Here is a 12466-nt window from a genome sequence, read left to right as displayed (position 1 = left end):
AATGCCGCTCAGCATGAACCGCGAGGTATTCATCACCTGTGCCGTCACCGGCTCGGGAGACACCGTTTCAAAGTCCGGCCACGTTCCAATCACGCCGAAACAGATCGCCGAAGCGGCGGTCGAGGCGGCCAAGGCCGGCGCTGCCGTGGTCCACTGCCACGTCCGCGATCCGGAGACCGGAGCGCCGGCCCGCAGGCTCGATCTCTACAAGGAAGTGACCGACCGTATCCGTTCTGCCGATGTCGACATGGTGCTGAACCTGACCGCCGGCATGGGCGGTGACCTGATCTTCGGCAACGTCGAAAGCCCGCTCCCGCTCAACGAGAAAGGCACCGACATGGCCGGCGCCACCGAGCGCGTTGCCCATGTGGCCGAATGCCTGCCGGAAATCTGCACGCTCGACTGCGGCACCATGAACTTCTCGCTTGGCGATTACGTCATGACCAACACGCCGTCGATGCTGCGCGAAATGGCCCGCCAGATGACCGCGCTCGGTGTGCGCCCCGAAATCGAAGCCTTCGATACCGGCCATCTCTGGTTTGCCAAGCAACTCGTCGAGGAAGGCCTGATCGAGGATCCGGTGCTGATCCAGCTCTGCATGGGCATTCCGTGGGGTGCGCCTGACGACCTCAACACCTTCATGGCCATGGTCAACAACGTGCCTGCCAACTGGACCTTCTCGGCGTTTTCCATCGGCCGCAACGCGCTCGCCTACCCGGCAGCGGCGATCCTGGCCGGCGGCAACGTCCGCGTCGGGCTCGAAGACAACCTCTATATCGGCAAGGGCCAGCTCGCCACCAACGGCCAGCTCGTCGAAAAGGCCGTCGGCGTCATCGAGGGTATGGGCGCCAAGATCATCGGACCGAAAGAGGTCCGCGAGAAACTGAAGCTGACGAAGCGCTGAGCGAGGACGGGACCATGAGCTCTATCACCAAAGCAGCCTGTGTCGGCGGCGGCGTCATCGGTGGCGCCTGGGTAGCGCGTTTCGCGCTTGCCGGTATCGACGTGAAAATCTTCGACCCGCATCCGGAAGCCGAGCGCATCATCGGCGAAGTCATGGCCAATGCCGAGCGCGCCTACGCGATGCTGACCATGGCGCCGCTGCCGCCGAAGGGCAAATTGACCTTCTGCAAAAGCATTGAGGAAGCCGTACAGGACGCTGATTGGATTCAGGAAAGCGTGCCGGAGCGGCTGGAGCTGAAGCGCGGCGTCATCACCAAGATCGATGCGGCCGCACGGCCCGATGCGCTGATCGGCTCGTCCACTTCGGGTCTGCTGCCGTCGGATCTCCAGGCCGAGATGCACCACCCGGAACGCATGTTCGTGGCGCATCCCTATAACCCCGTCTACCTCCTGCCGCTCGTCGAACTGGTCGGCGGCAAGAAGACGTCGAAAGCGACGATCGAGCGCGCCATGTCGGGCGTCGAGCAGATCGGCATGAAGGGCGTCGTCATCGCCAAGGAGATCGAGGCCTTCGTCGGCGACCGGTTGCTCGAAGCGCTCTGGCGCGAGGCGCTGTGGCTGATCCAGGATGACATCTGCGATACCGAAACGCTCGACAACGTCATGCGCTATTCCTTCGGCATGCGCTGGGCGCAGATGGGTCTGTTCGAGACCTATCGCATCGCCGGCGGCGAAGCGGGCATGCGTCACTTCCTCGCCCAGTTCGGCCCTTGCCTGAAATGGCCCTGGACGAAGTTCACGGATGTCGTCGACCTCGACGATGCGCTGGTCGAAAAGATCGGCGCCCAGTCGGACGCGCAGGCCGCCGGTCGCTCGATCCGTGAGCTCGAACGCATTCGCGACGAAAACCTCGTCGGTATCATGCATGCGCTGAAATCCGGCAATGGCGGCGAAGGCTGGGGTGCCGGCAAGCTGCTTGCCGATTTCGAGGCCAAGCTCTGGGCCAATGCCAAAAAGCCGGAAGCCGATCTCGGCGACGTCAAGCCGCTGCGCATCCTCGACACCAAGGTCAGCGCCGCCTGGGTCGACTACAACGGCCACATGACCGAGCACCGCTATCTGCAGGTCTTCGGCGACACCTCCGACGGCGTGCTGCGCCTGATCGGTGTCGACCTCGAATACGTGCGCGACGGCCACAGCTACTACACGGTCGAGACCCATATCCGGAACCTCGGCGAAGCCAAGCTCGGCGAAGCGCTCTATTCGACCTGCCAGATCCTGTCGTCCGACGAAAAGCGCCTGCACATCTTCTCGACGATCTACAATGCCGCGACCAACGAGGCCGTGGCCACCGCCGAGCAAATGATGCTGCATGTCGACAGCAAGGCCGGCAAGGCGGTCGCGGCACCCGAGAAGGTGCTGAGCAAGCTGCGTGCGATTACCGAAGCCCATGCGCAGCTGCCGACGCCTGACGGTGCCGGACGCTTCGTCGGCCAGAAGCGCTGAGACTAACCCTCCGTCTTCGGAGGGATTGCGGGCAATGCCGGGTCAGGCCCCTCATCCCGCTGCCGCGACCTTCTCCCCGTAAACGGGGAGAAGGGATCTGCCGCAACCGCTGGTTCCTTCAAAGGTCGCTGCGGTTTTTGACGGCCGAGGCGGTGCGATACCCGAGAGGCGTCCCCTCTCCCCGCCTGCGGGGAGAGGGTTAGGGTGAGGGGCAGCCGAGCATGCAGCGACTGATGGGGAGATCGGTCGCAGGCAGGCAGATAATTGCGAGGGAGAACACAATGAATTTCGCACTGACCGAAGAACAGCAGATGATCGTCGATACGGTCAGGAGCTTCGTCGAAACGGAAATCTATCCGCACGAGGACGAGGTCGAGCGCACCGGCGTGGTGCCGCGCGAACTCGGCCAGGAGATCGCCCGCAAATGCAAGGAGATCGGCTTTTTCGGCTGTAACTTCCCGGAGGAAGTGGGCGGCGCCGGCCTCGATCACACCTCTTTCACGCTCGTCGAGCGCGAGCTTGGCCGCGGCTCCATGGGCCTGACCGTCTTCTTCGGTCGCCCCTCGGGCATCCTGATGGCCTGCAACGCCGAGCAGCGCGAAAAGTACCTGCTGCCGGCCGTCAAAGGTGACAAGTTCGATGCGCTTGCGATGACCGAACCGGACGCCGGCTCGGACGTGCGCGGCATGAAGTGCTTTGCCCGCAAGGACGGCGACGACTGGATCGTCAACGGCACGAAGCATTTCATCAGCCACGCCGACATCGCCGATTTCGTCATCGTCTTCATCGCGACCGGCGAAGAGGATACGCCGCGCGGCCCGAAGAAGAAGATCACCTGCTTTCTCGTCGATCGCGGCACGCCCGGCTTCGAGATCCGCAAGGGCTACAACTCCGTTTCCCATCGCGGCTACAACAACTGCGTCCTCACCTTCGACGATTGCCGCCTGCCCTCCGCCCAGATCCTCGGCGAAGTGCACAAGGGCTTTGACGTCGCCAATGACTGGCTGTTCGCCACCCGCCTGACGGTGGCGGCGACCTCGGTCGGCCGGGCGCGCCGCGCCTTCGACTACGCGCTGAATTACGCCGCCGAGCGCAAGCAGTTCGGCAAGCCGATCGGCGCCAACCAGGGCGTCTCCTTCAAGCTCGCCGACATGATCACCGAGATCGACGCCGCCGACCTGTTGACGCTGTCGGCCGCCTGGCGGCTCGACAACGGCCTGCCGTCAAACCGCGAGATCGCATCCGCCAAGGTCTACGCCACCGAAATGCTCGCCCGCGTCACCGACGAGGCGATCCAGATTTTCGGCGGCATGGGCCTGATGGACGACCTGCCGCTCGCCCGCTTCTGGCGCGACGCCCGCGTCGAGCGCATCTGGGACGGTACGTCCGAAATCCAGCGCCACATCATCAGCCGCGACCTCTTGCGGCCGCTGGGGGCGTGACGGGATGATTGAACAGGCTTCCTCTCCCTCCCTCATTCCTGTGCTCGTCACAGGAATCCAGCAGCGGCACGTCCGTGCCGCGCACGACCAAAGCAAACAACGCATGCGCTTCAAAGTGAAGAGAGCCCTTACCGGCTTGCCGACGCAAGCCGGCTGGATTCCGGTGACAAGCACAGGAATGAGGGCGTTGATGGCGAGCGCTCCGACGGCCGTCGGCATGAGGGAGTGCAAAACGGCATGACCGCCACGCCCCGCTCCCTCGACCGCCTGATCCGCCCCCGCACCATCGCCGTTTTTGGCGGCAAGGAAGCGCGGCGCGTTATCGAACAATGCGACAAGATGGGTTTTACCGGCGAGATCTGGCCGGTGCATCCGCGCGAGACCGAAATCCTCGGCCGCAAGTGCTACCGTTCGGTCGCCGAGCTTCCGGGCGCACCGGACGCCTCCTTCGTCGGCGTCAACCGGCAGCTGACGATCGACATCATCCGTGACCTCGCCGCCCGCGGCGCGGGCGGTGCGGTCTGCTATGCCTCGGGCTTCCGCGAGGCGGCAAGCGAGCTCGACGACGGCAACCACATGCAGGAGGCGCTGGTGCAGGCGGCCGCCGACATGCCGATCGTCGGGCCGAATTGCTATGGCTTCATCAACATGCTCGACGGCGCCCTGCTCTGGCCCGACCAGCACGGCATGCAACGCGTCGAAAAGGGCGTCGCGATCCTGACGCAGTCCTCCAACATCGCCTGCAACATCTCGATGCAGACGCGCGGCCTGCCGCTCGCCTATGTCATGACCGCCGGTAACCAGGCGCAGACGGGCCTGTCCGACATCGCATGCGCCGTGCTAGAAGATCCGCGCGTCACCGCCGTCGGCCTGCATATCGAGGGCTTCGACAGTATGGCGGCGCTGGAGCGGCTGGCGACCCGTGCCCGCGAACTCGGCAAACCGGTCGTAACGCTGAAGGTCGGCAAATCGGAAGCGGCCCAACTCGCGACGGTGTCGCACACCGCATCGCTTGCCGGCAACGACCGTGTTTCGTCCGCACTGCTGGCCCGTCTCGGCATTGGCCGCGTCGACACGCTGCCCGCACTTCTGGAAACCCTGAAGCTGCTGCACGTGGCAGGCCCGCTCGACAGCCGCGACATCTCCTCGATGAGCTGCTCCGGCGGCGAGGCCTCGCTGATGGCCGATGCCGGCGAACGCTACCGAGTGAACTACCGCCCCTTGCGCGACGAGCAGAAGAAGCCGCTGAAGGACGCGCTCGGCGAGATGGTGACGATCGCCAACCCGCTCGACTACCACACCTTCGTCTGGGGCAACCGCGAGAAGCAGACGACCGCTTTCACCGCCATGATGAAGGGCGGCTATTCCATCAATCTGCTCGTGCTCGACTTCCCCCGTCTCGACCGCTGCGACCCGGCCGACTGGGAGACCACCTGCCACGCGGTGATCGACGCGGCGAGAGCCACCGGCGCCCGCGCCGGCATCGTCGCAAGCCTTGGCGAAAACATGCCGGAGGCAACCGCGCTCTTTCTGATGAAGGCCGGCATCGTCCCCTTCTTCGGCATCGAGGAGGCGCTGGACGCGATCGAGACGGCAGCCGATATCGGCGCTGTCTGGGCAAAGCCCGCCCCGCCCCGTCTGCTCGACGGTATTGAAGCCGACGATGGTGAAGCCGTCACCCTCAGCGAACACGAGGCGAAGGTGGAGCTTGCCGCCGCAGGCCTCACCGTGCCGAAGGGCAAGACGGCGGCAACCGCCGAGGAGGCAGCAGCGGCTGCCGAGACACTCGGCTTCCCGGTCGTACTGAAGGGCCTCGGCGTCGCCCACAAGACCGAGGCGGGCGCAGTGAAACTCAACCTTGCAAGCCGCGATGAGGTCTATGCGGCGGCCAAAACCATGGCCGGGGTCGCCTCCGGCTACCTCGTCGAAAAGATGGTGGGCAAGCCCGTCGCCGAACTCATCATCGGCGCCATGCGCGACCCCGTCGCCGGCCCCGTTCTGACCATTGGCGCCGGCGGCATCCTTGTGGAACTGCTCGACGATTCCGCCATCCTGACGCTGCCGACGACGCCGGAAGCGATCTGGGAAGCGATCGGCGGGCTGAAGATCCGCAAGCTGCTCGACGGCTATCGCGGCGCGCCTGCCGCCGATTACGCCGCTTTAACCGCGGCTGTCGCGGCAGCGGCATCCTATGTCGTTGCAAACGCTTCGAAACTCGAAGAACTGGATATCAATCCATTGATGGTGTTGCCGAACGGTCAGGGTGCCGTTGCTGCCGACGCCCTGATCCGCCGGAGGAAATGACAGCGATGACCGGACCGATCCGTACACGCCGCGAGGGCGGCATCCTCGAAGTCACCATCGACCGGCCGAAGGCCAATGCCATCGACCTGGCAACCAGCCGGGTGATGGGCGAAATCTTCCGCGACTTCCGCGACGACGACACCTTGCGCGTCGCCATCATCACCGGCGCCGGTGAAAAATTCTTCTGTCCGGGGTGGGACCTGAAGGCCGCCGCCGGCGGTGACGCCGTCGACGGCGACTATGGCGTCGGCGGTTTCGGCGGCATGCAGGAGCTGCGCGATCTCAACAAGCCGATCATCGCGGCGATCAACGGCATCTGCTGCGGCGGCGGCCTGGAGATCGCGCTTTCGACCGACCTGATCCTTGCCGCCGAACACGCGACTTTCGCGCTGCCCGAAATCCGCTCCGGCACCGTTGCCGACGCCGCCTCGATCAAGCTGCCGAAGCGCATCCCCTATCACATCGCCATGGACATGTTGCTGACCGGCCGCTGGCTCGATGCTGTCGAGGCCAACCGCTGGGGTTTCGTCAACGAGATCCTGCTGGCGGGCAAGCTGATGGACCGCGCCTGGGAACTGGCGCGCCTGCTCGAAAGCGGCCCGCCGCTCGTTTATGCCGCGATCAAGGAAGTGGTGCGGGCAGCCGAGGGCGACACCTTCCAGGGGACGATGAACAAGATCACCAAACGGCAGTTCAAGACCGTCGATATCCTCTATTCGAGCGAAGACCAGCTGGAAGGCGTGCGCGCCTTCACCGAGAAGCGCGACCCCGTCTGGAAGGGTCGCTAGAGCATCCCGCTTTCGCGTGAAATCACCGAAAGCGCAGGCAACCGAGCCGGGCGACCGGCACCAAGACGTGACGAGACGCGCGGGAAAAGCCGCGCGCCATCAAACACGCATCCATAAGCCAAGCTTATGGAAATAAATTGTAATTTAGGGCGTTACAAGAAGAGTTCCAGCGATTACGCTTATCGATCTGAACGAAGGACGCCCCTGGCTGGGGAAGGAGAAGACGACAGAAAGAGAAGAAAAAGCGGCCGTCAGGCCGATCCGAAGCCATCTGATACAATGGCTGTACGCAGCAATCTCTACCAACCACTACGAACGGCGAATGCCGACAACAGAAGGGAACAGGGGAATGAGCGATTACAAGGATTACCTCACACGCCAGGTCATGCTCGGCAAGATGAACCGCCGCGAGTTTTTGGGCCGCGCGGCCGCTGCCGGCATTCTCGCCTCGACCGCAGGCACGCTGTTTGCCACCAGCGCTCAGGCGCAGGAGCCGAAGCGCGGCGGCCACCTGAAGCTCGGTCTTGAAGGCGCTGCCGCCACCGACTCGAAGGACCCGGCCAAGGCGCTTTCGCAGTTCATGTTCGTCGTCGGCCGCAACTGGGGCGACATGCTGGTCGAAAGCCATCCGACCACAGGCGCACCGGTGCCGGCGCTGGCCGAATCCTGGGAGCCGTCGGCCGATGCCTCGACCTGGACCTTCACCATCCGCAAGGGCGTGAAGTTCCATGACGGCAAGGAACTGACGCTCGACGACGTCATCAAGACCCTGCAGCGCCACACCGACGAAAAGTCGGAGTCCGGCGCGCTCGGCGTGATGAAGTCGATCAAGGAGATCAAGGCCGACGGCGACAAGCTGGTGCTCGTGCTGACCGAAGGCAATGCCGACCTGCCGCTGCTTCTGACCGACTATCACCTGATCATCCAGCCGGGCGGCGGCATCGACAAACCGGACGCGATGATCGGCACCGGTCCCTTCAAGGTGACGAGCTTCGAAGCCGGCGTTCGCGCCACCTTCGAGAAGAACGCCGACGACTGGCGCACCGACCGCGGCTACGTAGACTCGGTCGAGCTGATCGCCATGAACGACGCGACTGCCCGCATCGCAGCCCTTTCGTCCGGCCAGGTGCACTACATCAACCGCGTCGATCCGAAGACGGTCAACCTTCTGAAGAAGGCGCCGACGGTCGAGATCCTGAACACCTCCGGCCGCGGCCATTACGTGTTCATCATGCATTGCAACACCGCACCCTTCGACAACAACGACCTGCGCATGGCGCTGAAATATTCGATGGACCGCGAAACCATGGTCCAGCGCATCCTCGGCGGCTACGGCAAGGTCGGCAACGACTTCCCGATCAACGACACCTATGCCCTCTTCCCCGAGGGCATCGAGCAGCGCGCCTATGATCCGGACAAGGCGGCCTTCCACTACAAGAAATCCGGCCATAGCGGTCCGGTGCTCCTGCGCACCTCCGACGTCGCCTTCCCGGGTGCGGTCGATGCGGCCGTGCTCTACCAGGAAAGCGCCAAGAAGGCCGGCATCGAGATCGAGGTCAAGCGCGAGCCGGGCGACGGCTACTGGACCAACGTCTGGAACGTGCAGCCCTTCTCCACCTCCTACTGGGGCGGCCGCCCGACCCAGGACCAGATGTACTCGACCGCCTATCTCTCCACCGCCGACTGGAACGACACCCGCTTCAAGCGCCCGGACTTCGACAAGATCCTGCTCGAGGCCCGCGCCGAACTCGACGAGGCCAAGCGCAAGGACATGTACCGCACCATGGCCATGATGGTGCGTGACGAAGGCGGCCTGATCCTGCCGATGTTCAACGACTTCGTGAACGCCTCCACCAAGCAGGTGAAGGGCTACGTGCACGATATCGGCAACGACATGTCGAACGGCTATGTCGCAACCCGGGTATGGCTGGACGCATGATGATGGAAAGCGGACCGCTCACTGGTCCGGTTTCGACGGATGGAACCGCGGGTGCAACACACCCGCGGTCTGCCGAACTTTCCGGAGTACCAGCAAAACCCAACCCTGCCGCCAATCCCTCGAATGGTGAAATCGGCGGCACCTTCTGGCGGCGCTTCACCTTCCGCCGCCCGCTCGCGGCGCTGGTCCTGCAGCGCCTCGGCCTGAGCGTCGGGCTGCTCTTTGCCGTATCGCTGATGATCTTCGGTGGCATCGAGGCGCTTCCGGGCGACTTCGCCACAACCTATCTCGGCCAGTCGGCAACGCCGCAGGCTGTCGAAAACATCCGCAAGGATCTCGGCCTCGACAGGCCCTGGACCGAACGCTACGTCTCCTGGCTCGGCGGCGCCCTGCAGGGCGACTTCGGAACGTCCTGGGCGAGCAAGAACTCGGTCGGCGAACAGATTTCCAAGCGCCTCGGCAACTCGCTGTTCCTCGCCTTCTTCGCGGCCCTCGTTTCCGTGCCGCTCGCCGTCGGGCTCGGCATGCTGGCGGTACAGTTTCGAAACCGGCTGCCCGACAAGATCATCAACGTCGTCTCGCTCGCGGCCATCTCCCTGCCCGAGTTCTTCGTCGGCTATCTGCTGATCATGTTCTTTGCCGTCAAATACGGCGTCGCGACCTTCCCCGCGACCGTCTATGACAGCATGACCTTCACCGAACGGCTCTCGGCGATCGCGCTTCCCGTCGCGACCCTCGTTCTCGTCGTTCTCGCCCACATGATGCGCATGACCCGCGCGGCGATCCTCAACGTCATGTCGTCGGCCTATGTCGAGACGGCGGAACTGAAGGGGCTCGGCATGTTCCGCATCATCGCGCGCCATGCCGCCCCCAATGCGGTGGCGCCGGTCATCAACGTCATTGCGCTCAACCTTGCCTATCTCGTCGTCGGCGTGGTCGTCGTCGAGGTGGTCTTCGTCTATCCCGGCATGGGCCAATACATGGTGGATGCGGTGACCGTGCGCGACATGCCGGTCGTTCAGGCCTGCGGCCTGATCTTTGCCGCCTTCTACATCTTCCTGAACATGGCGGCCGACATTCTCGCGATCATCGCCAACCCGAGACTGAGGCATCCGCGATGAACCTGAGATCCATTCCCTTCAGCGCCTGGATCGGCATCGCCGGCATCGCGATCGCGATCTTCTGCGCCCTCTTCGCACCCGTCATCGCCCCCTTCGGCGAGCGCGACGTGGTCGGCGACGTCTGGCTTCCGGCCGGCGGCGACTTCCTGCTCGGCACCGACAATCTCGGTCGCGACCTGCTCTCGCGTCTGATCTATGGCGCCCGCACCACCATCTTCGTGGCGCTGGCGGCAACCGTGCTCTCCTTCTCGCTGGGCATGCTTTTGAGCTTCACGGCCGCGGTCGTCGGCGGCTTCACCGATCAGCTCTTCTCTCGCTTCAACGACCTGATGATGGCGATCCCGACGCTGATCTTCGCCCTCGTCGTTCTCGCCGTGCTGCCGCAGCATCTGTGGATCCTGATCCTGGTGATGGCGGTGCTCGACAGTACCCGCGTCTTCCGCATCGGCCGGGCCGTCGCGCTCGATGTCGCGGTCATGGAGTTCGTCGAAGCCGCAAGGCTGCGCGGCGAAGGTTCGCTCTGGATCATCTTCCGCGAGATCCTGCCGAACACGCTGTCGCCGCTGCTCGCCGAATTCGGCCTGCGCTTCGCCTTCTCCATCCTGTTTCTCTCCACCCTCTCCTTCCTCGGCCTCGGCATCCAGCCGCCTGCAGCCGACTGGGGCGGCATGGTCAAGGACAACAAGGACGGCATCATCTTCGGTATCTCGGCAGCGCTCATCCCGGGTGCGGCGATCGCGACACTCGCGATCTGCGTCAACCTCGTCGTCGACTGGCTGATGAAACGGACCTCCAGCCTCAAGGGAGGACGCGGCGATGCCTGAGATGCTTTCCGTCAAGAACCTCAAGATCGAAGCGACCAGCTATCCGCCGGGCGAGCCGCCCAAGGTCGTCACCCTCGTCGAGGGCGTCTCCTTCGACGTTCAGAAGGGTAAGGTGCTCGGGCTCATCGGTGAGTCCGGCGCCGGCAAGTCGACCATTGGCCTTTCGGCACTCGCCTACGGCCGCGGCGGCGTGCGCATCACCGGCGGCCAGGTCCTGCTCGACAGCAAGGACATCCTGACGCTCGACAGACACGGTATCCGCTCGATCCGCGGCGCCCGCGTCTGCTACGTCGCCCAATCGGCCGCTGCCGCCTTCAACCCGGCCCATAGGCTCGGCGACCAGGTGATCGAGGCGTCGCTGCGCCACGGCATCATGAGCCGCGACGAGGCAAAGAAGCGGGCGCTCTATCTCTTCCGGGTGCTCGGCCTGCCCAATCCGGAAACCTTCGGCGACCGCTACCCGCATCAGGTCTCCGGCGGGCAGCTGCAGCGCGCCATGACCGCCATGGCGCTCTGCCCCAATCCGGAGCTGATCGTCTTCGACGAGCCGACGACGGCGCTGGACGTGACGACCCAGATCGACGTGCTTGCCGCAATCAAGCACGCGATCGAGGAAACGCACACAGCGGCCCTCTACATCACCCACGATCTCGCGGTCGTTGCCCAGATCTCCGACGACATCATGGTGCTGCGCCATGGCAAGACGGTGGAATACGGCTCGACGAAACAGATCATCGAAGCGCCGCGGGAAGACTACACCCGGGCACTCGTCAGCGTCCGCCAGACGAAACGCGAGGAAGCCGCCGACCAGACCGGGACGCAGCTGAAGATCGAGAATATCAGTGCCGGCTATGCCAATGGCTTTAAGGTCCTGCACGATGTCTCGATGCATCTGCCGAAAGGCCAGACACTGGCGATCGTCGGCGAAAGCGGTTCAGGCAAGTCGACGCTCGCCCGCGTCATCACCGGGCTTCTGCCGCCGACCGAGGGTCGCATCTCGTTCGAAGGCAAGGAACTGCCGCGCGCCTTGAAGGGCCGCAGCAACGACGAGCTTCGCCGCATCCAGATGATCTACCAGATGGCCGATACCGCGATGAACCCGCGCCAGACGGTACGCGACATCGTTGGGCGTCCACTCTCCTTCTACTTCGGCCTACATGGCCAGAAGAAGACGGAGCGGGTGAACGAGTTGCTCGACCAGATCGAGATGGGCGGCCGCTTCCTCGATCGGTACCCGGCGGAACTTTCGGGCGGCCAGAAGCAGCGTGTGGCGATCGCCCGCGCCTTGGCGGCGAAGCCGGAGCTAATCCTGTGCGACGAGCCGACCTCCGCACTCGATCCGCTCGTCGCCGAAGGCATCCTGAATCTGCTTTTGAAGCTTCAGGAGGAAACCGCTGTTTCCTATGTCTTTATCACCCACGACATCGCCATCGTCCGGGCGATCGCCGACAGCGTCGCAGTCATGCATCGCGGCCGCCTCGTGCGCTTCGGTCCGAAGTCGAAGGTGCTGTCGCCGCCCTTCGACGACTATACCGACCTGCTTCTGAAGTCGGTTCCGGAGATGGAGATCGGCTGGCTGGAGCGCGTGCTGAAAACACGGCGCATGGAAAGCGCCGGCAACTGAAAAACGAAAAGGCGG

General features: G+C 64.1%; 9 protein-coding genes. All 9 read left to right on the top strand.

Annotation, left to right across the window (positions count from 1 at the left end; translation table 11 throughout):
* Nucleotide 1: 1 nt before the first annotated feature.
* A complete protein-coding gene (locus tag M2267_RS05720; RefSeq protein WP_429113136.1) occupies nucleotides 2-904 on the top strand; it encodes a 3-keto-5-aminohexanoate cleavage protein in 903 nt (300 codons plus the stop codon).
* A 14-nt stretch (nucleotides 905-918) separates the two neighbouring features.
* Nucleotides 919-2409, top strand: a complete 1491-nt coding sequence (locus M2267_RS05715) for a carnitine 3-dehydrogenase (RefSeq protein WP_429113133.1) — start codon at nucleotides 919-921, stop codon at nucleotides 2407-2409.
* Between the two features lie 281 nt (nucleotides 2410-2690).
* Nucleotides 2691-3851, top strand: a complete 1161-nt coding sequence (locus M2267_RS05710) for an acyl-CoA dehydrogenase family protein (protein ID WP_043624712.1) — start codon at nucleotides 2691-2693, stop codon at nucleotides 3849-3851.
* Between the two features lie 237 nt (nucleotides 3852-4088).
* Nucleotides 4089-6155 (top strand): acetate--CoA ligase family protein, encoded by a 2067-nt coding sequence (locus M2267_RS05705; RefSeq protein ID WP_429113131.1) that lies wholly within the window; start codon nucleotides 4089-4091, stop codon nucleotides 6153-6155.
* 5 nt (nucleotides 6156-6160) lie between these two features.
* Nucleotides 6161-6943 (top strand): carnitinyl-CoA dehydratase, encoded by a 783-nt coding sequence (locus tag M2267_RS05700; RefSeq protein WP_429113130.1) that lies wholly within the window; start codon nucleotides 6161-6163, stop codon nucleotides 6941-6943.
* A 349-nt stretch (nucleotides 6944-7292) separates the two neighbouring features.
* On the top strand, nucleotides 7293-8882 hold the full coding sequence (locus M2267_RS05695; RefSeq protein ID WP_192446814.1) for an ABC transporter substrate-binding protein: 1590 nt from the start codon (nucleotides 7293-7295) through the stop codon (nucleotides 8880-8882).
* On the top strand, nucleotides 8867-10003 hold the full coding sequence (locus tag M2267_RS05690) for an ABC transporter permease (protein ID WP_429113128.1): 1137 nt from the start codon (nucleotides 8867-8869) through the stop codon (nucleotides 10001-10003). Before M2267_RS05695 ends, M2267_RS05690 begins: the two co-directional genes overlap by 16 nt.
* A complete protein-coding gene (locus M2267_RS05685) occupies nucleotides 10000-10827 on the top strand; it encodes an ABC transporter permease (RefSeq protein WP_043624703.1) in 828 nt (275 codons plus the stop codon). Before M2267_RS05690 ends, M2267_RS05685 begins: the two co-directional genes overlap by 4 nt.
* Nucleotides 10820-12451: an ABC transporter ATP-binding protein gene (locus tag M2267_RS05680; protein WP_429113125.1), complete on the top strand. Its 1632-nt coding sequence runs from the start codon at nucleotides 10820-10822 to the stop codon at nucleotides 12449-12451. The genes M2267_RS05685 and M2267_RS05680 overlap by 8 nt, the downstream gene beginning before the upstream one ends.
* The last annotated feature ends 15 nt before the right edge of the window (nucleotides 12452-12466 follow it).

The organism is Ensifer sp. KUDG1 (assembly GCF_050434285.1).
In the GTDB taxonomy this organism is placed as follows: Bacteria; Pseudomonadota; Alphaproteobacteria; order Rhizobiales; family Rhizobiaceae; genus Ensifer.
The sequence above is the reverse complement of the archived record's forward strand: the minus strand, read 5'-3'. Positions and strand labels throughout refer to the sequence as shown.

Bases quoted from the DNA above. Each gene is read 5' to 3' on its own strand.
- M2267_RS05685 (WP_043624703.1), top strand. From the start codon at position 10,000: ATGAACCTGAGATCCATTCCCTTCAGCGCCTGGATCGGCATCGCCGGC.
- M2267_RS05695 (WP_192446814.1), top strand. From the start codon at position 7,293: ATGAGCGATTACAAGGATTACCTCACACGCCAGGTCATGCTCGGCAAG.
- M2267_RS05700 (WP_429113130.1), top strand. From the start codon at position 6,161: ATGACCGGACCGATCCGTACACGCCGCGAGGGCGGCATCCTCGAAGTC.
- M2267_RS05705 (WP_429113131.1), top strand. From the start codon at position 4,089: ATGACCGCCACGCCCCGCTCCCTCGACCGCCTGATCCGCCCCCGCACC.
- M2267_RS05715 (WP_429113133.1), top strand. From the start codon at position 919: ATGAGCTCTATCACCAAAGCAGCCTGTGTCGGCGGCGGCGTCATCGGT.
- M2267_RS05690 (WP_429113128.1), top strand. From the start codon at position 8,867: ATGGCTGGACGCATGATGATGGAAAGCGGACCGCTCACTGGTCCGGTT.
- M2267_RS05680 (WP_429113125.1), top strand. From the start codon at position 10,820: ATGCCTGAGATGCTTTCCGTCAAGAACCTCAAGATCGAAGCGACCAGC.
- M2267_RS05710 (WP_043624712.1), top strand. From the start codon at position 2,691: ATGAATTTCGCACTGACCGAAGAACAGCAGATGATCGTCGATACGGTC.
- M2267_RS05720 (WP_429113136.1), top strand. From the start codon at position 2: ATGCCGCTCAGCATGAACCGCGAGGTATTCATCACCTGTGCCGTCACC.